The following is a 24,369-nucleotide window of genomic DNA, read 5'->3' on the forward strand; positions in this document are numbered from 1 at the left end:
GATTTCTGCTCGATCCGTGCGATTGCTAGCCTGACATCCGTCCCGAGCCTCCCTGCGTGCATAAAACCATGAACCGTGCCCTCGCCCTCCTCACCCTGGCCGTGCCCCTCTGGCTGGCAGGCTGCAGCAGCCAGCCGGCGCCGCAGCAGCAGCCCTACAGCGATGCCGAAGTGAAATCCTTCGCGCTGAAGATCCTGGGCGCCAGCAACATGTCCGACGATCTCTATGCCAAATACCGCCGTGCGCTGACCGAGCCGCACGACGGCGGGCGTAGCGGCAGCTGAGCAGACGCATCGGTTACGACAGCGAAGGGCCGCTCATTCAGATACGCACGACCTGCGCATAAAAAATCCGATGCCCGTTCAGGCATCGGATTCTGATTTCCCGCAACCAACGCCACGCCAGGGAACCCTTGAACGGCTGGCATCAGCCGCAAGGGCTCATCCCCACTGCGGGAGATGTCGGTCTATTGGCTGTAGACCGTCTTGCCACGAAACACCGTCTGCATGACCTGAGTCTCGGCAATCTTTTCCGGGGTGCCCTGCTGAACCAGATCGAACAGGTTTCGGTCCAGAACGATGAAGTCGGCGGACTTGCCCGGCTCGATCGAACCCATGAGCTTTTCCTGGCGAACAGCGCGAGCACCGTTGATGGTGTAGGCGTCCAGCATCTGTTCCAGCGTGGCGCTCTGCTCAGGGTTGTAGGCCGGCTTGCCGGGGATGGCGCGGGTGATGCCGGCAGCGATGTTCATGAAAGGCCGCGGGTCGCGCGTATCCACCGGAGCATCGCTCCCCGCCACCAGCACGGCGCCAGCCTTGGCGGTATTGCCGACAGGGTAAACGGCATTCCAGGTGTAATTCTTCGGGTTGTAGAGCAGGTCGTTGATGTCCTGGCCTTTCTTGCTCGGTTCGAGGAATGGGGTGATCAGTACGTCGTACTCGGGTTGCTCGTTGATCCAGGCGTAGGTGTAGGTGAGGTAGGTGCCCAACTCGCCCAGACGTTTCTGGTCATCCGGGTGGACCATCTGCAGGTGGGCAATGGTGTGCGGGATGTGGCGGTCGCCATTGCGCTGCCGGGCAGCCTCCAGCGCATCGATCGTCACACGGGTGGCACGGTCGCCTACGCTATGGACATGGATGCTGAAGCCATCGGCATCCAGCGCGGTGGCGTAACTCTTGAAGTCCTCCTCCTTGTAATTGACGATGCCGTTGTTCTTCGTTTCCTCGCTGTCCTGGGTGACGGTGACGGCGCCGGTCTCTTCATCCTGCTTGAGGTGGGGTTTCTGGTAGTGATGCAGCATGCCGGCGTTGGGTGAGAACGGCGGCTTGCTGAAGGGGTCGCCCTCAAGCACACCGTCGGCAAAGATCTTCACCGCATCCGCCTTGATCAGCGGATTGCCGGCAAACTCGGCGCGGACTTCCCGCGCCTTCTTCAGGTGCCCGGCGATATCCACCTTGCCCTTGTAGTCATCGGAGATGAAACAGGTGGCAGCCGTGACGTGCATGTTCAGCAGGTTCTGCTGCTGCATCTTCACCAGTTGCTCGCGGATGAAATCGTTGGCACAGGCATCCTGGATGCTGGTGATGCCGCTTTGCGCCATGACGTTCGCGACCTTCGGCAGGATGGCGCCGTAAATGGCTTCGCCGCGCGGATCACCTACTTCCTGGGCGAACATGTCGAAGCTGCCGACCGGAATCTTTTCCTTGGCCGCATCGCGGACCACCCCGCTGTCCAGGCTGACATAGGGCGCGAGCTCGGCGAACACGCCGCCCTTGCCCAGGCTTTTCGCGTTGAAGCCAACGACCTTGCCGCTGTCGTCCTGCGCCATGCTCAAGGCCTTCGAGTTGTAGGCGCTGGCGTGGCCGTCGACGCCGGAAAGGACGATCGGGTGGCCGTCAGCCACTGCATCCAGCGCCTGGCGGATGGTCTTGTAGGTATCGGTCGGCTCGTTGTTCTCGTAGGGCACCCACTGCTCGATCTTCAGCCAGGCGCCCGGCTCGCTGGCGTAGCGCGGCAGGCACTCCTTCACCTTGCTGGCCAGTTGATCGAGGTTGACGCTCTTGCCTTCGAGGTCGCAGACGTCCAGCGGGACGACACCCATGACGTGAATGTGGTTGTCGTGCAGACCGGGCAGGACCATCTTGCCGCCCAGGTCGACCACGCGATACCCCTGGCTGATGAAGCCCTCCGCGCCTTCCCGGCTACCGGCATAGACGAACTTGTCATTCGACACGGCGATGGCTTCGACCTTCCGGCGCTGGGCATCCTGGGTATAGATCTGACCGTTCAGGTACACCGTGTTGTCAGGGTTGCCGGCGTCCGGGGCTGGCGTCTGGCTGCATCCGGCGAGCCCGGAGAGCAGGACGAGGGAGGACAGCGTCAGGTGTTGTTTTGGTTTGAGCCGCATACATTCTCCAGTTAAATTACAGTAATTACTGTAATTTAAACTTCTACCAGCGTTGCCCCCGGAGCGTCAATTGTTCCGGTTTGACTCTCTCGGGCAGGTCAATGTGAAATGCGCGGCAGTGAAAGATGAGGCTGGGCATTGGATGATTCCGCAAGACTTGAAGATGCGCCGCGAGCCGCGCCAGCAGCGCACCCTGGAAATCGTCAGGAAGATCGAGCAGGCAACGCTGGCGTTACTCAAGGAGGGCGGCATGCCCCTGCTGAACACCAATGCCATTGCCGAGCGCTCCGGCATCGACATCAGCTCGCTCTACCGCTTTTTCCCCAACAAGGAAGCGATCGTGTATCGCCTGGGGCAGCAATGGCTGGACGCTATTCGCGCTCGGGAAAAGGCTATTTTCGAGGGCGGACTGGGCCTGATCGAAACCTGGGACGCGCTGGGTGAAATGATCGATGAGGTCGAGCAGGAGTTCTCCGGCTACGGCGCCCTCTGGCAGGCCATGGATGCGATTCCGGAGCTGTGCGACCTGGAGGCGGAACACGAGGCCTTTCAACTCGACAACATGCGGGTGCTGCTGAGAAAGCATGGTTGCCAGTGGCCGGAGAAGGAGCTGCTGGAATTGCTGCGCTACCTCTATCGCACCTGGGATGTGGTCAAGCAGGGCAGCATCGAACAAGGCGAAGCGCGCGGGCTGATGTGGCGTGCGCATCAGAAGTGGCAGTATCGGCTGCTGCTGTTGGCGGTCAGCACTTCGGGAGCGGCCGAGTTCGAACGCGAACTGCAGGTGTGAAACACGTAGGGCGTACAACCGTTCGCGGTTGTACGCCGTTACACCGTGCGTCCGTCACCGACTCCAGGGCCAGGCCCGGAGCGCCCTGAAATCAAGGCCAAGCGGCGTATAACGTCGAACGTTATACGCCCTACGATTACCCCGGATCGCGGACAGAGTCCGCCCCTACAGGTCGAACCCCGCACGGTTCTCGTAGGAGCGGGGCTTCTCCGCGATGTTTTTGACGATTCCGCACAGCTTCCTTCACGCACGAATCCGCACCCGAAAAAAAGCCCCGCACTAGGCGGGGCTGGAGCATCAAAGGGTCAACGAGCGGTGTGCATCAAGGGATGCACACACCGTGCTGGTTGCTTTGCGCCAGGTCGAGCAGCTCCCGGTTAGCGACGGCGTACATCGCATAGTCGGTGCTGTTGGAGGCACGCAGCTCGGTGAGCATGGTGCGCCAGCGCTCGACCATGGGAGCGTGCTGTGCCAGCCAGAGAAGCACGCGCGCATCGATCTCCGCCGGGCCGTCCTGCATCTGCAGGACCGACACGGTGATCGCCCGCTGCTGCCAGTCCAGATCGTCGCGGAAGGCTTCGCGGGCCAGCGCCTGCCAGTTGTTCTCCACCGGCAGGGAGCTGATCTGCTGCAGGTACCAGGTCAGTTCCAGTTCGCTGCCCAGGGCGAAGTAGGCGCGCGCCACATCGGCCGGGTCGCGGCCGGTGACGTCCGCCGCTTCAATGATCGGCAGCAGGGTGTAGAGGTGGCTGGTACCGGCGACCATACGCGCCAACAGCTCCGGCACGCCGGCGTCGACGTAGCCCTGGTAGCGCGCCTGCCACAGCTCGCGGGTCGGGCCTTCGAGCAGTTCGTTGAGCTTGAGGCCGAGGGCGGCGATGCGCGGGCCGAAGTGCGCCACGTCGCGAGCGGCATCCTGCTCGTTGCGGCGGCTGCGCAGGAACCAGCGGGTCGCGCGGCGGCCCAGACGCATCAGCTCGTCCATCAGGGTCAGCTGCACTTCCGCCGGCACCTGGTAGTCCAGCGCCTCGATCTGGCGGAACCAGTGCGGCAGGTGGAAGACATCACGCACGATCACGTAGGCGCCGGCCACGTTCGCCGGCGTCATGCCGGTGGACTCCTTCAGGCGTTGCACGAAGGTAATGCCCATGTGGTTGATCAGGTCGTTGGCGATCTGCGTGCTGACGATCTCGCGCTTCAGGCGGTGCTTGCGCATGGCCGGGCCGAAGGTATCGACCAGGGTCTGCGGGAAGGCCGTCTCCATGTCGCGGGTCAGGTAGTCGTCGTCCGGTACCAGCGAGCCCAGCAGTTGTTCCTTCAGATCGATCTTGCTGTAGGAAATCAGCACGGACAGTTCGGCACGGGTCAGCCCCTGGCCTGCGGCGATACGCTCGGCGAGGGCATCGTCGGTGGGCAGGAACTCCAGCGCCCGGTCCAGCTTGCCGCGGCCTTCCAGGTCGCTCATCAGCCGCTTGTACTCGGCGATGCGCTCGCGGGCGCGGCGCTCAGCCAGGGACAGCGCCTGGGTCTGCTTGTAGTTGTTGCCCAACACCAGGTCGGACACCTGGTCGGTCATTTCCGCCAACAGCTTGTTGCGCTGCTTGCTGGTCATGTCGCCAGCAGTCACCACCTCGTTGAGCAGGATCTTGATGTTCACCTCGTGGTCGGAGCAGTCCACACCACCGGCGTTATCGATGAAGTCGGTGTTGCAGGCGCCGCCGTTCAGACCGAATTCGACCCGCGCCAGCTGCGTCATGCCGAGGTTGCCGCCCTCGCCCACCACCTTCACCCGCAGGTCGCGGCCGTCTACGCGCAGGCCGTCGTTGGCCTTGTCGCCGACGTCAGCGTGGGTTTCATCACTGGACTTCACATAGGTGCCGATGCCGCCGTTCCACAGCAGGTCCACCGGTGCCTTGAGCAGCGCGTGGATCAGCTCGGTGGGGGTCAGGCGCTCGGCATCGATGTCGAAGCGCGCACGCACTTCCGGGGTCAGGGTGATGCTCTTCGCGCTGCGCAGGAAGATGCCGCCGCCGGCGGAGATCAGCGAGGCGTCGTAGTCCGCCCAGCTGGAGCGCGGCAGGTTGAACAGGCGCTGGCGCTCGGCGAAGCTCGCCGCCGGGTCGGGATTCGGGTCGAGGAAGATGTGCATGTGGTTGAAGGCCGCGACCATCTGCAGCTTGTCCGACATCAGCAGGCCGTTGCCGAACACGTCGCCGGCCATGTCGCCAATGCCGATGACGGTGACGCTGTCCTTCTGCACGTCGATGCCGCGCTCGCGGAAGTGACGCTGCACCGAGACCCAGCCGCCACGGGCGGTGATGCCCATGCCCTTGTGGTCGTAGCCGGCGGAACCGCCGGAGGCGAAGGCGTCGCCCAGCCAGAAGTCGTATTCGGCGGAAATGCCGTTGGCGATGTCGGAGAAGGTTGCGGTGCCCTTGTCGGCCGCCACCACCAGATAGGGGTCGTCGGCATCGTGGCGCACCACGTTGGCCGGCGGCACGACCTTGCCTTCCTTGAGGTTGTCGGTCACGTCCAGCAGGCCGGAGATGAAGATGCGGTAGCAGGCGATGGCCTCGGCCTGGATTTCATCGCGAGTGCCGCCCACCGGCAGGCGACGCGGGATGAAGCCGCCTTTGGCACCCGTTGGCACGATCACCGCGTTCTTCACCTGCTGCGCCTTCACCAGGCCCAGCACTTCGGTGCGGAAGTCCTCCTCGCGGTCGGACCAACGCAGACCGCCACGGGCCACGTCGCCGAAGCGCAGGTGCACGCCTTCCACGCGCGGGCAGTAGACGAAGATCTCGAACTTGGGCGTCGGCCGCGGGATTTCCGGAATCGCCTTGGGATTGAACTTGAAGCTGAAGTAGCCCTTGTTCTGCCCGGCCGCGTCCGGCTGGTAGAAGTTGGTGCGCAGGGTCGCCTTGATCAGGTCGAGGTAGCGCCGCAGGATGCGGTCTTCGTTGAGCACCTGGACATTGTCCAGCGCCGCGAGGATGGCCTGTTCCAGCTTCTGCTGCTTGTCGTCCAGGTCCTCGGCGGTGAGCTTGCGGGCCAGGTAGAAGCGGGTCTTGAACAGGCGCACCAGTTCGCGGGCGATATCCACGTGGGCGTTCAGCGCGCTGGCGATGTAACCCAGGTCGAAGCCCAGGCGGATCTGCTTGAGGTAGCGGGCATAGGCGCGCAGCAGCGCCACGTCACGCCACGGCAGGCCGGCGGTCAGCACCAGGCGGTTGAAGGCGTCGTTCTCGGCATCGCCGTTGACGATGTGGACGAAGGCGTCCTGCAGGGTCTCGTTGAGTTCCTGGATGTTGACGTCCAGGCCTTCGGCGTAGGTGAAGGCGAAGTCGTGGATCCAGTACTCGCGGCCATTGCTGTGGCGCAGGCGATAGGGGAACTCGCCGAGCACGCGCAGGCCGAGGTTCTCCAGGATCGGCAGGACGTCCGACAGCGCCAGCGGCGAATCGGCGTGGTACAGCTTGCAGTGCAGCTGCTGCTCACCCTGGGCCAGCGGCTGGTAGAAGCTCATCACCAGCGGACGCTTGTCCGACAGGCTGGACAGGTGCTGCAGGTCCACCACCGCGAAGTGCGGGGCGAAGCGCTCGCGGTAGCCAGCCGGGAAGCCTTTCGGGAAGTCTTCCAGCAGGTTGTTGCCCTGCCCTTCGCCGAAGTTTTCCAGCACCAGCGCGGCGTAGTCGTCCTGCCAGGAGCGGCAGGCCTGGATGGCTTCCTGCTCCAGCTGCGCGGCGTCGACGTCGATGCGGTTCTTCGGGTCGACGCGCAGGATGAACTGCACGCGGGCCAGGGTGGACTCGGAGAAGAAGGTCCAGAACTCGCAGTCGCTGGCCTTCAGGCGGTCACGCAGGACCTGCTCGATCTTGATCCGCGTCTCGGTGGAATAGATGTCGCGCGGCACGTAGGCCAGGCAGTAGGCGAAGCGGCCATAAGGGTCCTTGCGCAGGAACAGGCGGATCTTGTTGCGTTCCTGGATCTGCACGATGGACATGGCGGTGGCAAACAGTTCGTCCACCGAGGTCTGGAACAGGTCGTCGCGCGGCAGCACTTCCAGCACCTGCGCCAATTCCTTGCCCAGGTGGGCATTGGCGTCGAAACCGGAGCGACGCTCGACTTCGAGCACCTTGCCGCGGATCGACGGGATCTGGGTCACGCTGTCGTTGTAGACCGAGGAGGTGAACAGGCCCATGAAGCGGAACTCGCGCAGCACCTTGCCCTTGGCGTCGATCTCGCGGATCGATACGTAATCCGGGTAGGCCGGGCGATGCACGCGGCTGGGGTGCGAGGCCTTGGCGAAGGACAGCAGCAGCGGCTCGCGCAGGTAGGCCACCGCGTAGTCCTCGATGTGCAGTTCCTGCTGGCTGAGGCCGGTGCGCAACAGCTTGGCTACGCCGAGGAAGGACTTCTCGTCGTAGACCATGCGACCGCCATCGGTCTCGTCGGCGACGGTGAATTCCTCGTAACCGAGGAAGGTGAAGTGGTTGTCCAGCAGCCACTCGAGGAAAGCGCGCACCTCCGCGGTCTCTTCCGCGCGCGCCTTGGACTTGGACTTGCCCAGCCAGGCCAGCAGGTCTTCGGCCTTGGCGCGCATGTCCGGGAAGTCGGCCACCGCCAAGCGAACCTCGCCGAGCACTTCGAGCAGGGATTTCTCCAGGGTCCGCAGTTCACCGATGTGGGAGCAGCGGTCGATCTCCAGGTACATCAGCGATTCCTGATGCACATCCTTGCCATGGGTGCCCTTGGGCAGGATCTCCAGCAACTCGCCCTTGCCGTTGCGGCGCACGCTCAGCACGTTGGTCTGCAGGGTGTGGATGCTGTAGCCACGGCGGTTCAGTTCCATGCGTACCGAATCGACCAGGAACGGCTGGTCCGGATGCAGCACCTGCACGGCGGTGTGGGTGGACTGCCAACCGTGCTTCTCGTAATCGGGGTTGTACACCTGCACCTCGGGCTGGGCCGGGTCGAACCGCTCCAGCATGCGCCAGGTCGACAGGGTGCAACCGACCAGGTCGGACAGCCTGCGCTGGGTCAATTCGTCGAGTGCGATGAAACCGAAGAACTGTTCGGCGAACAGGGCCACTTGTGGCATGCCCTTGTCGTCGACGTGCTGCGCCAGGGCCGTCTGCAGTTGTTGCTGGAAGTCGGCTTTGCTGGCTGCGGTGAAGAACGCCATGGTGTTACTCCGCTGGGCTCGAATTATTGGATTGAGCGTAGTTCGCTTGTGCGTCTTGAGGGGATCACAGATGTATCTGGGCAGTGTGACCCTCGATCGACCGTCCCGACCGGGCGGTCATCGATTCGCCGAGCTTATCGGTAGTGGGCTACCGCTCGCTTACGGGGCTGCGACATATTCGTTCAACGGCTTGCTCCGGGCGGCCCCCGAAACGCCCATTGGGCAATCACCGAAGTATTTGTATGACCGATCCGGAACGGGCGTATCAAATATCAAAGCGCTATCATGCCCCCTCCCCCGCCTGGAACGGATGCCATGCAACGCCGACCTCCCTTGCGCCGCCCACTGCTGCGCCACCTGGACAACCTGGTGGTCACCTCGCTCGGCGTTGCGCTGGTCGCCCTGGCCTGGCTGTTCCTGCCGCTGGCGGTTCGCCCGCTGCTGCTGGGCGCCCTGCCGGTCTATCTCGGCGTACTGCTGCCGCGCTGCATTGGCCGCCGTGAGCGCCTGCGCCGGGTCGCCGCCGCGCGCCAGCGTTCGATCAAGCAATGGGGTTTCTGCAGCCGCGACCGTAGCGGGCCGTGGATCAACTACATCGACTTCCCGCTGGTGCGTGAGGACGCCACCTTCAAGGGCCGCTTCTTCTATAGCGAGTGGCTGGTGGTGCACGACGGCCGCATCATCATCAACCCCGGCCCGGCCAGCGTGGATCTGGACGCCGGCACCGTGAGCTACGACCTCTCCTGCCAGCGCACCTACGCCTGGGACGGCTGTTCGCCCAAGGTACCCTTCTACTGGATCGCCACCTTCGGCACGCCCGACTGGTGGGACCACCTGGAGCCGGTGCAGTACCTGTGCCGCGGCCAGCAGAAGCAGCGCCTGATGTTCTGGCCGGTAGCCCACCATGCGAGCCTGGTGCATGACGCGCTGTACCAGTTCCTCAACGTCGCCCCGGTGACCAAGGCCGAGGCGGATGAACTCTTTCACCGCATGCTGCTCGAAGCCGGCATGCCGCGCCTGGTCGCCTGGGTCTATCGGTTCGCGGTCATCCATGGCGGCGCCCGCGAGATGCGCCGGGTGCGTAACCCGAACAGCGCGCTGCGCTGCCTGACGCCACTGCCCGGCGACCCGAAGTCGCAGGCTGCGCAACCTCAGGTGAGAACCCCGGCGCTCCCCGAGCAACTGCCGATGCAGTAAAGTATGGGCCCCGACAAAGCCCCACCCTCGTCCAGGAACCCCACGCGATGGAACATCGTGAGTCGCTGCTTGCGCTGCGCCAGTACCTCTCCAGCCAGATCCTCGGCCAGGAAAAGCTCATCGAGCGTCTGCTCATTGCCCTGATCGCCGACGGCCATCTTCTGGTGGAAGGTGCACCGGGCCTGGCCAAGACCAAGGCGATCAAGGACCTGGCCGAAGGCCTGGAAGCCGAATTCCACCGCATCCAGTTCACCCCCGACCTGCTCCCGGCGGACATCACCGGCACCGAGATCTATCGCCCGGAGAACGGCACCTTCGTCTTCCAGCAGGGGCCGATCTTCCACCACCTGGTGCTGGCCGACGAAATCAACCGCGCCCCGGCCAAGGTGCAATCGGCACTGCTCGAAGCCATGGCAGAGCGCCAGGTCAGCGTGGGCCGCAGCACCTACGACCTGCCGCCGCTGTTCCTGGTGATGGCGACGCAGAACCCCATCGAGCAGGAGGGCACCTACCCGCTGCCCGAGGCCCAGCTCGACCGCTTCCTGATGCACGTGAAGATCGGCTACCCCGAGGCTTCCGTGGAACGCCGCATCCTCCAGCAGGCCCGCGGCGAAGCGCTGCACGGCGAGACCAGACCCGAGCGCCAGGTGACCCAGGAATCCATCTTCGCCGCCCGCCAGGAAATCCTCGGCCTGTACATGGCCGACGCGGTGGAGGAGTACCTGGTGCAACTGATCATGGCCACCCGCAACCCGGCCAAGTACGACGCCGAACTAGCCGAATGGCTGTCCTACGGCGCCAGCCCGCGCGGCTCCATCGCCCTCGACCGTTGCGCGCGCGCCCACGCCTGGCTGGCTGGCCGCGATTTCGTCAGCCCCGAAGACATCCAGGCGATGCTGTTCGATGTGCTGCGCCACCGCTTGATCCTGTCCTTCGAGGCCGAAGCCGCCGGGATCGACCAGGACCGCGTGGTCCAGCGCATCCTCGACGTGGTCGCCGTCGCCTGACATGCACAACGTCCTGGCGCCCGGCGTGGCCGTCTCGCTCGGCGAGCTGATCGAGATACGCCATCGCCTGCGCGAAGCCCAGCTGTTCTCCACCCCGTCGCGGCGCAGCCCGCTGATCGGCCTGCACCACTCGCGCCTGCGCGGGCGCGGCGTGGACTTCGACCAGGTGCGCGTCTACCAGGCCGGCGACGACGTGCGCACCATCGACTGGCGCGTCACCGCGCGCACCCAGGAGCCGCACACCAAGCTGTTCCACGAAGAGCGCGAGCGCCCGGTGTTCGTCCTCGTCGAGCAGAGCACCCGGCTGTTCTTCGGCTCGGGGCTGTGCCTCAAATCGGTGCTCGCTGCCCGTGCTGCCGCCTTCATCGGCTGGTCCGCGCTGGCGCACAACGATCGCATCGGCGGGCTGGTGTTCACCGACAGCGAATGCCATGAGATCAAACCCCGCCGCAGCAAGCAAAGCCTGTTGCAGTTGCTCAACCTGGTCGTGCGCGCCAACCACGGACTGCTCGCCGGTACTGGCGTCAACCATGGCAGCGATGGCTTCAGCATGGCCCTGCGCCGCGCCCGTGAAGTGCTGCGCCCCGGCAGCCTGATCCTGGTGGTATGCGACGAGCGCGCACTGGGCGACCTGGCTGAGCAGCAACTGGCACTGCTGGCGCGCCACACCGACCTGGTGCTGCTGCCGGTGTCCGATCCGCTCGACCACGCCCTGCCGGCGGCCGGGCTGTTAAGGTTCGCCGAAGGACAGGCACAACTGGAGTTGGACACCCATATCGACGAACAGCGCCTGGCCTACCGTGCCCTGGGTGAGGCCCGCTGCGAGCGCTGGACGCGCCTGGCCCAGCGCCTGGGCGTGCCGCTGCTGCCGCTGTCCACCCAGGAGGAACTGGTGGAACAGTTGCGCAATCTGCTGGAACAGCACCAGCCGGGGTACGCGCCATGAACCCGCTGGACCAGCTGGAACCGCTGATCACACCCGCACCGGTCGCCTGGTGGCCGCCCGCGCCCGGCTGGTGGGTAGTTGCCGCCCTGATTCCGATAGCCCTGTGGGTGCTCTGGCTGACGCGCCAGCACTGGCAGCCACGGCGCAAGCCGAAGGAAGTCGCGGAGGCTCCGCTCGATCCCCTGCGCCAGGCGGCGCTGGAGGAGCTCGCGCGGCTGCCGCGCCCCTATGACCGTGCTCCCGCCGGCCCCTGGCTGCAGGCGCTCAACGGCCTGCTCAAGCGCGTCTCGCGGGCGCGCTGGCCGGACAGCCACAGCCATACCCTGAGCGGCCGCGCCTGGCTGGCCTTCCTCGACAACCGCTGCCCCGCCGCCGGCCTGACCCGCTGGATGATCCTGGTCGAAGGCGGCTACCGCGCCGAATGCCAGCTCGACGACAAGGCCATCAACGGCCTCGCCGCCGCCGTGGAAACCTGGGTGCGCAAGCATGTTTGAGTTCGCCTGGCCCTGGGTCTTCCTGCTCGCGCCCCTGCCCTGGGTGATGCGCTTCATCCTGCCGCCCGCGGACAGCGGCGAGGCCGCGCTCAAGGTCAGCTTCCTCCAGGAACTCGAAGGCCTCGCTGGCCGCCGCGCCCGCGCGCGCCTGCCGGCCTGGCGCCAGCAGGCGCCCTTCGCCCTGCTCTGGCTCTGCCTGCTGATGGCGGCGGCGCGCCCACAGTGGGTCGGCGATCCACTGCCGATTCCCGCCACCGGCCGCGACCTGTTGCTCGCCGTGGACGTCTCCGGCTCCATGGACTACGCCGACATGCGCTGGGAAGACGACGAGATCAGCCGCCTGGAACTGGTGAAGAAGCTCTTTGGCGGCTTCATCGAGGCACGCCGTGGCGACCGCGTCGGCCTGATCCTCTTCGGCACCCGCGCCTACCTGCAGGCGCCGCTGACCTTCGACCGCGACACCGTGCGCGTCTGGCTCGACGAGGCGATGATCGGCATCGCCGGCAAGGACACCGCGCTGGGCGATGCCATCGGTGTGGCGGTCAAACGCCTGCGTCAGCGCCCAGCACAGAGCCGCGTGCTGGTGCTGATCACCGACGGCGCCAACACCGCCGGCGAGATCGATCCGCAGACCGCAGCCCGCCTCGCCGCCGAGGAACAGGTGAAGATCTACACCATCGGCATCGGCGCCGATCCACAGCAGGGCGGCGTGAAAGGCCTGTTCGGCCTGAACCCCGGCCTGGACCTGGACGAACCGACGCTCAAGGCAATCGCCGAAACCACCGGCGGCGAGTATTTCCGCGCCCGCAACGGTGAGGAGCTGCAACGCATCTCTGACAGCCTCGACGCCCTGGAACCGGTGGAGCAGAAACCCACCCAGGCCCGCCCTGCCCTCGCCCTCTACAGTTGGCCGTTGCTGCTGGCCCTGTTGATCAGTGTGACGCTGGTGGTCCGCGAACTCTGGCCGCCGGAGGACTGGCGCTGGCCGGCTCGCCCCGCCTGGCTGGCACGACTGCGCCGGGAGCGGCAGCCATGAGCGCGCTCTGGCCCCACCTGCTGCGCCCCTGGTCGCTGCTCCTGCTGCCGCTGCTCGGCTGGCTGCTGTGGAAACTCTGGCACCGCCAGCGCCGCGCCGGCCGCTGGCAATTGCTGCTGCCGGCGGCCTTCCATCCCTGGATGCTGTCTGGCGGCCACGGCCGTCACGAACGGCGCCCGTGGATATTCCTCGGCCTGGCCTGGCTGCTGGCGGTACTCGCGCTGCTCGGCCCGAGCTGGCAGTACCTGGAACAACCGGCGATGGAGCGCAGCGATCCGCTGGTGGTGGTCCTCGAACTGACCCCTGAGATGCTCGCCACCGACCTGCCGCCCACCCGCCTGGAGCAGGCTCGGCGCAAGGTGCTCGACCTGCTTAGGGCACGCAGCGATGCGCAGACGGCCATCGTCGTCTATGCCGGCAGCGCACACACCCTGGTGCCCCTGTCCAACGACCTGGGCACCGCGCGCAACCTGCTGGACGCGCTCAAGCCGTCGATCATGCCGGCACCGGGCCGCCGCGCCGACCTCGCCATCGAACAGGCGCGCCAGCTGCTGCACCATGGCGCCGAAGGCAAGGGCCATATCCTGCTGATCACCAGCGCCCTGGATGCCCAGGAGCGCCAGGGCATCCGCAAGGCGCTCAAAGGCAAGGGCAAGGACCTGCTGCTGCTCGCCATCGGCACCGCCGGCGGCGCGCCGATCGCCCAGGAAGACGGCACCTTCCTCAAGGACGAGCAAGGCAACATTCTGGTGCCACGGCTGGACGAGAACGCCCTGCGCCAGTTCGCCAGCGACCTCGATGGGCGCTTCCAGCGCCTGCGCCTGGGCAACGCCGACCTGCGCGCCCTGGGCCTGCTGAACAACTCCCAGGGCCTGCAGGTCAGCGAGGAAGACGCCCTCCTGCGCCTGCAACGCTGGGCCGACCAGGGCTACTGGCTGCTCCTGCCCCTGCTGTTGCTCGCCGCCTGCGCCGGTCGCCGGGGCTGGCTGTTCAGCCTGCCGCTGCTCCTGCCCTTGCTGTGGTCGCCGCCGCAGAACGCCAATGCCTTCGAGCTGGCCGACCTCTGGCTGACCCCTGATCAGCAGGGCCAGCGCCTGCTCGATGCCCAAAAGCCAGCCGACGCCGCCGAGCACTTCGAGGACTTCCGCTGGCGGGGCCTGGCCCTCTATGAAGCCGGCGACTACGCCGATGCCGCGCAGGCCTTCGCACTGGGCGACAGCGCCGCCGACCACTACAACCGTGGCAACGCCCTGGCCCGGCAGAACGAACTGGAAGCCGCGATCGACGCCTACGACCAGGCCCTGGAGCGCGCCCCCGACCTGCTCGCCGCACAACGCAACAAGGCACTGCTGGAAGACCTGCTGCGCCAGCGCCAGAAAGCCTCCGGCGAGGAAGAAAGCCAATCATCCCAGCAGCAGAATCCGACCCAGGGTGAGTCCAGCGAACCCCAGCCGGTGCAGCCCAAGGATTCGAAGCCCAAGGAGGAGCAGTCCGAGGAACAGGACTCGCAGCCCACCCCGTCGGCCCAGACACCGGAACAGCGTGATGCCGACAAGCCGGCGGACAGCCAGAGCAACACGCCGCAGGCGACCCACGGTGAAGACGGCGAAACCAACCTGGCGATCACCGGTCCATTGACTGACGAGCGCCGCCAGGCCCTGGAACAATGGTTGCGCCAGATTCCCGACGATCCATCCGAACTGCTGCGCCGCAAGTTCTGGTACCAGCAACAGCAGCAGCGCCAGGAACCCACGCAATGAAAAGGCTGATCTGCCTGACCCTGCTCTGCCTCGCCGCCGTCCGCGCCGAGGCAAGCTTCACCGCCAGCGTCGATCGCACGCGCCTCAATGAAGGTGAAAGCATCGACCTGACGCTGGAGTCCGACGACCCGACCCTGTTCGGCAAGCCGGACCTCAAGCCCCTGGACGAGCAGTTCGTGGTGCTCGGTACCCGCCAGGTCAACCGCCTCACCACCCTGAACGGCAAGACCCAGGCTACCACCCGTTGGATCGTCACCCTGCAGCCGCGTAACGAAGGCACCGTGGTGATTCCGCCGATCAGCCTGGGCGGTAACGCCACCGAGTCGATCAGCCTGCACGTGCTCAAGGCTGAGGAAAGCACCAGCAGCCAGAAGCTCGCCCCGGTGTTCATCGACGCCAGCGTCGACCAGGAGGAGAGCTATGTGCAGGCGCAGGTGATCCTGACCTTGCGCATCTATCACTCGGTGTCGCTGTACGACGACAGCAGCCTCACGCCCCTGCAAATCGCCGATGCGCGCGTTGAACCACTGGGCGAGGCGCGCACCTACGAGAAGGAAATCAACGGCGTGCGCCATGGGGTCATCGAAATTCGCTACGCGATCTTCCCGCAGAAGAGCGGCCCCCTGGAAATCCCTGGCCAGACCTTCAACGCCACCCAGGCCGCCCAGCAGCGCAGCCCCGACGACAACCCCTTCGGCCCGCCGCCGGGCAAGCAGATCCGGGTGATCTCGCCGACCATCCCGCTGCAGATCAAACCCAAGCCCGCCGACTATCCCAAGGACTCCCCCTGGCTGCCGGCCCGCTCGCTGAGCCTGAGCGAAACCTGGAGCCCGCAGCCTGAGCAGGCCCGCGCCGGTGAAGCGCTGACCCGCAACATCATGCTGCGCGTGGAAGGACTCTCCAGCGCCCAGCTGCCGCCGCTGCCGCAAACGCTGCCGGCCGAGCTGCGCCATTACCCCGACCAGCCGCAGCTGGCCAACCAGGGCACCGAACAGGGCGTGATCGGCAGCCGCGAAGAACGCGAGGCGCTGATCGCCGACCATGCCGGCCAGGTGCAATTGCCCCCTGTCGAAGTGGTCTGGTGGAACACCCGGGACAATCGCGTCGAGCGCACCAGCCTGCCAGGGCGTACTCTGGAGGTCGCCGCCAACCCGCAACTGGAAAACCCGGCCGATACGCCCAGCTCTCCCGCTACGGACGCCCTGCTGCAACCCCAGGCGCGCCTGTGGCCATGGCAGTTGGCCTGCGCCATTCTCGCCTTCACCACGCTGCTGGGCTTCGGCCTGTGGTGGCGTGCGCGCCGGCTGCCCGCGGTGATTCGCGCCGCGGTCGCCGGCCCCAGCGCCCGTACCCTGCTCGACGAACTGCGCCGCGCCTGCCAGGCCAACGATCCACATGCCACCCGCCAGGCGCTGGACGCCTGGGCACGCCAGCAACCGGAAACCCTGGCGGACATGGCGGCGCGCTTCGTGCCGCTGTCCGATGCCCTGGACAGCCTCAACGGCGCGCTGTACAGCGACAGCGAAGGCGGCCGCAACTGGCAGGGCGAGGACCTCTGGCGCGCCGTCCGCGGCCTGCCGGGCGCCGATCCGGAAGCCGCGCCCACGACCGAGCCGGGCAGCCTGCCGCCGCTCTACCCGCGCTGACGCAGTGGCGGGGCTATGCTTGCTGACAAGCCCCGCCAAGAGGCGCAGCAATGCCCCGCGTTCGCACTCCGAGACTTCTCCCGGCCCTGGTCACCGGCCTGCTGCTGACCCGTGTCCTGCACGCGGAACCGGCACTGCCGCCGACACAACCGCTGCAGGGGCCCGGCGGCTCGGGCTATAGCCACGCCGACGTGCGCCAATGGCACTTCAACGCCGATGGCAACGAGTACTGGGTCTTCACCCCCGCCCGCCCACAGCCGGAAAGCGCCCCTCTGGTGGTGTTCACCCACGGCTGGAGCGTGATGCAGCCGGACCTGTACCGGGCCTGGATCGAACACATCGTCCGGCGCGGCGCGATCCTCATCTATCCGCGCTACCAGGCCAACCTGAAGACACCGGCGGCGGACTTCCTGCCCAATGCCGCCGACTCGGTGCGCCGTGCCATCGGCGACCTGCAGGCGGGCAAGCTCGGGATGAAACCGGAGCTTGCGCATGTGGCCTACGTCGGCCACTCCGCCGGCGGCCTGATCGCCAGCGGGCTTGCCGCCTCCTGGCAGCGCCTGGGTGTGCCGAAACCGAGTGCGCTGATGGCCGTGGAGCCGGGCAGGAGCAGCGGCTCGCGCTGGCGTCAGGTGTCAATGGAGCCGCTCTCGAAGATTCCCGCCGGCACCTTGCTGCTGGCGGTCTGCGGCAATGAGGATGAGGTCGTTGGCTGCGATGACGCACGCCGCATCTACCAGGAAAGCGCCCAGGTCTCCGAGCGGGACAAGGACCTGCTGCTCCTGCGCAGCGACCGCCACGGCAGCCCGCCGCTGCTGGCCAACCACTCCGCCCCGACCGCGCCACGCTTCGACCCGCGCTATCCACCCAGCGACTCATCCAGCTGGTTGCTCAACCGCGTGCAGGAACGGGTGCGCCAGCGCCTCAAGCAGGGCCAGCCCTCCGCCCATAACGCCCTGGCCACCGATGCAATGGACTGGTACGGCACCTGGAAGCTGTTCGACGCGTTATGCGACGCCGCCTTCTACGGTCAGGACCGCGACTACGCACTGGGCGGCGGCGCAGCGCAATTGTCCATGGGGCGCTGGAGTGACGGAACGCCGGTGAAGGCGATCCAGCGGCTATCGACGACGGCTCCCTGAGAGCCCATCGTCGGCCTGGGTTCGCGAGCAAGCTCGCATCTACAAGTGGGCGCCGGCGTTCCTCCTGTAGGAGCGAGCTTGCTCGCGAACAGCCTCACTCATTGACCACCCGTTTCCATCACCGCCCCCTTGAACACATCGTCCAGCGGCACCTGGTAGCCAATGGCGAGGCGGTTGGTCTCGTTGGCCATGGCCACCACCGCCAGCAGTTCGCCGAGCATCGTATCGTCCATCCCCGCCTTGCGCGCCGCGGCGCCGTGGGAGCCGATGCAGTAGTTGCAGTTGTTGGTGACACTGACGGCGACGTAGATCAACTCCTTCACCAGGGGGTCGAGCTGCCCCGGCCCCATCACCTCCTTGAGGCTTTCCCAGGTGCGCTTGAGGGTCTGCGGATGGTTGGCCAGGGCTTTCCAGAAGTTGTTCACCCAGTCGATCTTGCGGGTCGCCATGATGTCGTCGTAGACGGCGCGGACTTCGGGGCTGGCATCGGCGTATTCGATGAGCTGGAAGGACATTGGCACTCCGGGTTCGTTCGTTTGAATAACAAGGCGGAATAAGAAAAGCAGAATTCGGAATTGGAAGGCGGGACGGGCGCTGGAGAAAGATAAGGCGCGCCAACCCATCCCCGTCAAGGAATCAGACACATGCGCCACCTACCCGCCCTGCTCTGCTCCGCCGCCCTGCTGCCGCTTCTCGCTCAACAGCCCGCCCATGCCGCCCAGCCCGGCTTGTGGGATACCTACGCCAGCCTCAAGCAACACACCTGGGTCGACCTGACCCACGCCTTCGACAACGACACCCCGCACTGGAAAGGCTTCGAGCCCATGGGCCGCAAGACGCTCTATACCGTAGACAAGGACGGCTTCCAGGTGGAGCTCTACAGCCATGTCGGCCAATGGGGTACCCACGTCGATCCGCCGGTGCACTTCCACAAGGGTCTGCGCAGCGTCGATCAATTGGAGGTGAAGGAACAGTTCCTGCCACTGGTGGTGTTCGACATCCACCAGCAGGTAGCGAAGAACCCCGACTATGTGCTGACCCTGGCCGACGTGAAGGCCTGGGAAGCCAAGCACGGCCCGGTGCCCGAGGGCGCCTTCGCCGCGCTGCGCACGGACTGGTCCCAGCGCTGGCCGGACCAGGCGAAGATGCAGAACCAGGATGCCAAGGGCGTGGCGCATTACCCGGGCTGGAGCAAGGAGGCGCTGGTGTACCTCTACGAGACGCGCAAGATCACCGCGTCCGGCCACGAGACCACCGACACCGATCCGGGCATCGCCACCAGCAAGGACGACTATTCGCTGGAGTCCTACATCCTGGGCACCAACCACTACCAGATCGAACTGCTCGCCAACCTCGACCAGGTGCCCGAGGCCGGCGCGCTGGCAGTGGTGAGCTTCCCGAAGATCGCCAAGGGTACCGGCTTCCCGGCACGGGTGTTCGCGATCCTGCCGTGACAGCCCTTGTAGGAGCGAGCTTGCTCGCGAACCCATTCCCGTGACGACGCTGTTCGCGAGCAAGCTCGCTCCTACAAACAGCAAAAAAAACCGCGGCCCTTGGGCCGCGGTTTTCGTTTGTCGCTCGGCTGTCGATCAGTGAACCAGGATCGACGCCTTCTTCTGACGCACCTTCTCCGGGTTGATCAGGAAGCGTGCCAGCGCCGGCAGCAGCCACAGGGCACCGAACATGTTCCACAGGAGCATGAAGGTCAGCATCAGGCCCATGTCGGCCTGGAACTTGATCGCCGAGAAGATCCAGGTGGCGACGCCGATGGCCAGGCACAGACCGGTGAACAGCACCGCTTTACCGGTGGACTTCAGAGTCTCGTAGTAGGCGTCCTGCAAGGACAGGCCCTGGCGCAGGAAGGACTCCAGGCGGGTGTAGATGTAGATGCCGTAGTCCACACCGATACCCACGCCCAGTGCGATCACCGGCAGGGTCGCCACTTTCACGCCGATGCCGAGCATGGCCATCAGCGCGTTGCCCAGCACCGAGGTGAGGATCAGCGGCAACACGATGCACAGGGTCGCGGCGAAGGAGCGGAAGGTGATCAGGCACATCACCGCCACGCAGATGTACACCAGGATCAGGATGGTCAGTTCGGACTGCTTGATCACCTCGTTGGTGGCCGCTTCGATACCGGCGTTACCGGCGGCGAGCTTGAACTTCAGGTCATCCTGATTGTTGGCCTTGGCGAACTCCTGGACCACGCCGACCGCACGGTCGAGGGTCTCGGCCTTGTGATCGTTGAGGAATACCAGCAGGGGCGCCAGCGAGCAGTTGCTGTTGAACAGGCCTTCGGCGCGGCTGATGGAATTGTTCAGCACGTCCTGGTTGCGCGACAGCGACTCCCACTTCAGGTTGCCCTCGTTCATGCCCTTGATCATCTGCTTGGAGACAGTGACCAGGGAAATGGCCGATTGCACGCCCTCGGTGTTTTCCAGGCGCCAGGCGAGCTCGTCGATGGCGGCCATGGTCTTGTGGGTGGAGCAGCCTTCGGCGGCGGACTCCACCATCACCACCAGCACGTCGGAGCTGGTCGAGTAGTTGCGGATGATGAAGTCGTTGTCCAGGTTGTAGCGCGAGTCCGGACGCAGCTCCGGCGCGCCCTGGTCGAGGTCGCCGATCTTCAGGTGATGGCCTTCCCACATGCCGACGGCGAACATCGCCAGGGCGATGACCACGGAAATGGGCGCCACTTTCGGACTGGCGAAGTTGGACAGCGCGCGCCAGAACGGATGGTCGCGTACGGCGTCTTCCTTGCTGCGCTGCACCGCCTTCTTGCTGATGCCGATGTAGGAGATGGCGACCGGCAGCAGGATCAGGTTGGTGAACACGATCACCGCCACGCCGACGGAGGCGCCGATGGCCAGTTCACGGATCACGCCGATGTCGATCACCAGCAGGGTGATGAAACCGACGGCGTCCGCGAGGATGGCGATCATGCCCGGCAGGAACAGTTGGCGGAAGGTACGGCGAGCGGCCAACAGCGGAGTTTCCGCGTCGCTGGACTGCAGGGCGATACCGTTGATCTTCTGCACGCCGTGGGAAATACCGATGGCGAAGATCAGGAACGGCACCAGCATCGAATACGGGTCCAGCCCGAACCCGATGGAGTGCAGCAGGCCGAGCTGCCAGATCACCGCCACCAGGGTGGTGGAGAGTACGGCGATGGTCGAGCGCACGCATTTGGTGAACCACAGCAGCAGCACCAGGGTGATCACGAAGCAGATGCCGAAGAAACCGACCACCAGCAGCAGGCCGTCGATCAGGTCACCGACCTTCTTGGCGAAGCCGGTGATGTGGATTTTCACGTTCGGGTTCTGCAGCTGGTACTTGTCGCGGATCTTTTCTTCCAGCTCATGGGAGAACTGGCGGTAGTCCAGCTTCAGCAGCTTGCCCTGGTCCTTCGGGTCCGGGTAGACCTCCAGCAGCGGCACGTCGACGATGCTCGACTTGAAGTTGTTGGCCACCAGGCGGCCGATCTGGCCGGACTTGAGCACGTTGTTGCGCAGCAGTTCCAGCGCCTTGGGCGAGCCGTCGTAGGTCTGCGGGATCACTTCGCCACCGGCGAAGCCTTCCTCGGTCACCTCGGTCCAGCGCACGCTCGGGCTCCACAGCGACTTCATGCCGGAGCGGTCGACGCCTGGAATGTAGAAGACCTCGTCATGGATCTTCTGCAGCGTCTCCATGTACTCCTTGGTGAAGATGTCGCCGTTCACCGCTTCCACCGAGATACGCACGGTGTTGCCGAGGTTGGCCAGGTCGTTGCGGTGCTCCAGCATGTTCTGGATGAACGGGTGCTGCAGCGGAATCATCTTCTCGAAGCTGGTGGACGGACGCACCTGCGTCGCCTGGTAGCCCAGGAAAATGGTCACCAGCAGGCAGGCGATGATCACGAACGGCCGGTGGGTGAAGATGATGCGTTCCAGGAAAGTCGCCTTGTCCTGTTGATGCTTGCTGATAGCGTTCATGGAGGCTCCCCGGCTCATTGCTGTTCGGTCAGCTCGGCGCCGGTCGCCGAAGCCAAGTGGATGCCGCCCTGGCCGACCAGCACCAGGTTGCCGTTGCCGGCGCCGCTCACGCCCGCCAGGGACAGGCGATCGGGACGGTTGTAGACCTTGAAGCTCTGGCCGTCGTCCTTGCTTTCCAGGACGCTGCCGCCATGCCCGACCACCACCACGGTGCCGTCCGCCAGCAGCGAACCTTCGGAAAGACCGAACTCCAGCTCACCGCCGTTGGCGGTGGGCAGGTTGACCTGCTGCCAGCTGTCGCCGAAATCGGTGGTGCGGAACAGGTGACCGCGCAGACCGTAAACCAGCGCGGTGCCCGCCTGGCGGGTGCCGATGGCGCCGAACAGCGAACCTTCGTACGGGCCTTCGAGTTTCTCCCAGGTCTGGCCCCAGTCCTTGGAGCGGAAGATGCTGCCGGCCTCGCCGACCACCAGCAGGCCGGAATCCTTCACCGCCGCGATGGAGTTGAGGTGGTATTGGTCCTCGTTGTCCATGCGGTCACTGACGTCTTCCCAGTGCTGGCCACCGTCGGTGGTTTCCAGCAGCGCGCCGTAGGCGCCCACGGCCATGCCGTGGTTGTCGTCCTGGAACCAGATGTCCAGCAGCGGCGCTTCGCGCTTGAGGTCTTCGAACTGGCGGGTCCAGGTAGTGCCGCCATCGGTGGTGACGAGGATCTGCGCGTCGTGGCCGACGGCCCAGCCCTTCTTGTCATTGAGGAAGAACACCGAGGTCAGCAACTGGCGGGTCGGCACCTTGGCCTGGGTCCAGCTCTTGCCGGCATCGTCGGAGTAAAGGATATGCCCGTGATCCCCTACCGCCACCAGGCGCTTGCCGGCCTCTGTGACGCCCAGCAGCAGACTGCTGGCGGCCTTGGCCGAAGGGATGGAGCTGGAGTCACTGGCCGCCTCTGTCGCCGCGACGGCGTGCAAGGGAGCGACGGACAGCATCAGCAAGGAAAGTGCGCCGAGCAGGGAAATCGATTTGCGCGACATCGGGAAGGAGCGCGGAGTCTCCGACACGGACTGCTCGCTCGTAGTGCGCCACTGGGGCTCACGCATATGCCTTTACCTCTTTGTTCTTATTGCAGGCGGTATCGAGTGTGGTCGCTATATAGCCAGCGTTTTCCGGGGCTGACAATTAACGGCACGTTATCTTTTGTTAAGCAGCGAACACCTCCCCCAAAAGGATGATTGCACATGGCTATGAACGCTGTAAGGCGCGCCACAGAAGGCTTTCAATGGGGTGTGAGGTAACACTTTGGCTCCGCCACCGGTCGGAGGCCGGCAAGAAAAAGCCCGCCAGAAGGCGGGCTCTTTCAGACGCGGGACGAACTCAGCGAGTGCCGCGGCGACGCAGTGCGGACGGGCTGAAGTAGGAGTCGTCCGGCACGGCCTGGGCGAAGTCGATGGTGGTCGGCTCTTCGTTGTCCAGGTTCTGCACGTGGTAGCGGCGGGCCTGCAGGTCGTGGAAGGTATCCAGGGCGGTCCAGGTGGTGGGCAGTTCGTAGTAGTTCTTCAGGTAGGCCAGCGACACGCGCCACAGCTCGCCACGGCCATCGTACTGGTCGACCTCGGCGGCGCCCCAGCTGTCCTCGTCGAGGAACAGCACGCGCTTGGAATAGATGTGGCGCGCGCCCGGCTTCAGGGTGCCCTCGACGACCCACACGCGATGCAGCTCGTAGCGGGTGTACTTGGGATTGAGGTGGCTCGGGGTCAACAGGTCCTTGTACTTAACGTCCGGGCTGGAGACCTTGTAGTTGTTGTACGGGATGTACATTTCCTTCTTGCCGATCAGCTTCCAGTCGTAGCGGTCCGGCGAGCCGTTGAACATGTCGGTGTCGTCGGCGGTACGCAGGCCGTCGGCGGCGGCGATCGGGGTGTCGTAGGCCAGGTTCGGCGCACGGCGCACACGGCGCTGGCCGGCGTTGTAGCCCCAGGCCTGGCGCGGTTCCTTCACCTGGTCGAGGGTCTCGTGCACCAGCGCGGCGCCGCCGGCCAGGCGAGCCGGGCTCTTGGTGAAGGACAGGTAGTAGAACAGCAGGTTGTTCAGGTCGGCGAAGCTCTTGCCCTGCACGTAGTACTTGAACAGAGCTTCCTGCTGCGAGGTCACCAGGGAGTAGTCGCCGTTGCGCTGCACCGCGACTTCCGAGGCGCGGCGCACGACGAAGGTGCCGCGGTAGCGGGCAATGTGGTTCCACAGTGCTTCCACGCCATTCTGCGGAATCGGGAACGGAATGCCGCCGAAGGCATCGACGAAGCCGTTGCCGCCCTCGGCCAGCTTGGCGCTGGTTGCGTTCTTGAAGGTGTTGTCATACACCCACTGCGGCGCCGAGCCACTGCGGCGGCTGGGGTACACCGGCATCTGGAAGGTGTCCGGGTAGGTGGCGAACAGCGCCAGGGTGCCTGGGGTCAGGTTGGCCTTGTACTGGTCCAGGTTGGCCTTGGTGATGGTGTACAGCGGCTTGTCCGACGCGAACGGATCAATGTGGTGCTGGCCCGGCTTGTAGCCGGCCGGGGCCTGGGTGATGCCACCGGTCCAGGCCGGGATGGTGCCGGCGGCGTTGCCGGCCTTTTCCGCGCCCAGCGGGGTCAGGGACGATTGCAGCTTAGCCGCGTCCTGCGCGGAAACCGCTGCCAGGGCACTGCCGGCGGACAGGGCAAGGGCCACCGCCGCGCCGATCAGGGTACGCATGTTGCGCATGGTGTTTCTCCGTGAGGTTCACCCGCCGGGCGCTTCAGGCACCCGGCGT

17 protein-coding genes are annotated in these 24,369 nt (G+C 65.4%); 11 read left to right on the plus strand and 6 right to left on the minus strand.

The features are described from left to right. The first annotated feature begins 68 nt into the window (after positions 1–68). Positions 69–284 carry a hypothetical protein gene (locus tag SD196_RS19080; protein ID WP_275610950.1) on the plus strand — a complete coding sequence of 72 codons (216 nt, stop codon included), beginning with the start codon at positions 69–71 and terminating at the stop codon, positions 282–284. Positions 285–466: 182 nt separating this feature from the next. On the opposite strand, the gene SD196_RS19085 is transcribed toward SD196_RS19080, so the two are convergent. Next, positions 467–2,407 carry an amidohydrolase gene (locus tag SD196_RS19085; RefSeq protein ID WP_343572679.1) on the minus strand — a complete coding sequence of 647 codons (1,941 nt, stop codon included), beginning with the start codon at positions 2,405–2,407 and terminating at the stop codon, positions 467–469. A gap of 70 nt (positions 2,408–2,477) precedes the next feature. Here SD196_RS19085 and SD196_RS19090 point away from each other — a divergent pair, with 70 nt between their 5' ends. After that, positions 2,478–3,197: a TetR/AcrR family transcriptional regulator gene (locus tag SD196_RS19090; RefSeq protein ID WP_331315895.1), complete on the plus strand. Its 720-nt coding sequence runs from the start codon at positions 2,478–2,480 to the stop codon at positions 3,195–3,197. A 322-nt stretch (positions 3,198–3,519) separates the two neighbouring features. On the opposite strand, the gene SD196_RS19095 is transcribed toward SD196_RS19090, so the two are convergent. Beyond that, the gene (locus SD196_RS19095) at positions 3,520–8,382 is read right to left on the minus strand and encodes an NAD-glutamate dehydrogenase (protein ID WP_331315897.1); all 4,863 of its coding nucleotides are present in this window, start codon (positions 8,380–8,382) and stop codon (positions 3,520–3,522) included. Between the two features lie 315 nt (positions 8,383–8,697). On the opposite strand from SD196_RS19095, the gene SD196_RS19100 reads away from it, so the two are divergent. Genes SD196_RS19100 through SD196_RS19135 form a run of 8 tightly spaced genes read left to right on the plus strand, consistent with a single transcriptional unit; the run spans position 8,698 to position 17,610 of the window. Next, a complete protein-coding gene (locus SD196_RS19100) occupies positions 8,698–9,579 on the plus strand; it encodes a DUF1353 domain-containing protein (protein WP_275610946.1) in 882 nt (293 codons plus the stop codon). A gap of 47 nt (positions 9,580–9,626) precedes the next feature. Next, positions 9,627–10,586, plus strand: a complete 960-nt coding sequence (locus tag SD196_RS19105) for an AAA family ATPase (RefSeq protein ID WP_275610945.1) — start codon at positions 9,627–9,629, stop codon at positions 10,584–10,586. Position 10,587: 1 nt separating this feature from the next. Continuing rightward, positions 10,588–11,532 (plus strand): DUF58 domain-containing protein, encoded by a 945-nt coding sequence (locus SD196_RS19110; RefSeq protein WP_275610944.1) that lies wholly within the window; start codon positions 10,588–10,590, stop codon positions 11,530–11,532. Next, positions 11,529–12,026: a DUF4381 domain-containing protein gene (locus tag SD196_RS19115; RefSeq protein ID WP_275610943.1), complete on the plus strand. Its 498-nt coding sequence runs from the start codon at positions 11,529–11,531 to the stop codon at positions 12,024–12,026. Before SD196_RS19110 ends, SD196_RS19115 begins: the two co-directional genes overlap by 4 nt. Further along, positions 12,019–13,062 (plus strand): vWA domain-containing protein, encoded by a 1,044-nt coding sequence (locus SD196_RS19120; protein ID WP_275610942.1) that lies wholly within the window; start codon positions 12,019–12,021, stop codon positions 13,060–13,062. Before SD196_RS19115 ends, SD196_RS19120 begins: the two co-directional genes overlap by 8 nt. Continuing rightward, positions 13,059–14,822, plus strand: coding sequence for a VWA domain-containing protein (locus SD196_RS19125; protein WP_416310556.1), 1,764 nt, complete (start codon positions 13,059–13,061; stop codon positions 14,820–14,822). Before SD196_RS19120 ends, SD196_RS19125 begins: the two co-directional genes overlap by 4 nt. Then, entirely contained in the window at positions 14,819–16,468 is a 1,650-nt protein-coding gene (locus SD196_RS19130) for a BatD family protein (RefSeq protein WP_343572669.1), read from the plus strand. The genes SD196_RS19125 and SD196_RS19130 overlap by 4 nt, the downstream gene beginning before the upstream one ends. 50 nt (positions 16,469–16,518) lie before the next feature. Further along, positions 16,519–17,610, plus strand: a complete 1,092-nt coding sequence (locus tag SD196_RS19135) for a chlorophyllase/cutinase-like alpha/beta fold protein (RefSeq protein WP_343572667.1) — start codon at positions 16,519–16,521, stop codon at positions 17,608–17,610. Between the two features lie 98 nt (positions 17,611–17,708). Here SD196_RS19135 and SD196_RS19140 read toward each other — a convergent pair whose 3' ends face one another. Then, positions 17,709–18,125: a carboxymuconolactone decarboxylase family protein gene (locus SD196_RS19140; protein WP_343572665.1), complete on the minus strand. Its 417-nt coding sequence runs from the start codon at positions 18,123–18,125 to the stop codon at positions 17,709–17,711. Positions 18,126–18,254: 129 nt separating this feature from the next. Here SD196_RS19140 and SD196_RS19145 point away from each other — a divergent pair, with 129 nt between their 5' ends. After that, positions 18,255–19,064, plus strand: coding sequence for a cyclase family protein (locus SD196_RS19145; protein WP_343572663.1), 810 nt, complete (start codon positions 18,255–18,257; stop codon positions 19,062–19,064). Between the two features lie 135 nt (positions 19,065–19,199). Here SD196_RS19145 and SD196_RS19150 read toward each other — a convergent pair whose 3' ends face one another. From SD196_RS19150 to SD196_RS19160, 3 genes are all read right to left on the minus strand, one after another. After that, the gene (locus SD196_RS19150) at positions 19,200–21,581 is read right to left on the minus strand and encodes an efflux RND transporter permease subunit (RefSeq protein WP_275610936.1); all 2,382 of its coding nucleotides are present in this window, start codon (positions 21,579–21,581) and stop codon (positions 19,200–19,202) included. A 14-nt stretch (positions 21,582–21,595) separates the two neighbouring features. Next, complete coding sequence (locus tag SD196_RS19155) at positions 21,596–22,678, minus strand: WD40/YVTN/BNR-like repeat-containing protein (RefSeq protein ID WP_275610935.1); 1,083 nt, start codon at positions 22,676–22,678, stop codon at positions 21,596–21,598. Between the two features lie 274 nt (positions 22,679–22,952). Beyond that, positions 22,953–24,320: a DUF1329 domain-containing protein gene (locus SD196_RS19160; protein ID WP_275610934.1), complete on the minus strand. Its 1,368-nt coding sequence runs from the start codon at positions 24,318–24,320 to the stop codon at positions 22,953–22,955. Positions 24,321–24,369 lie beyond the last annotated feature (49 nt).

This window comes from Pseudomonas macauensis, from assembly GCF_047902425.1.
Taxonomy (GTDB): Bacteria; Pseudomonadota; Gammaproteobacteria; order Pseudomonadales; family Pseudomonadaceae; genus Pseudomonas.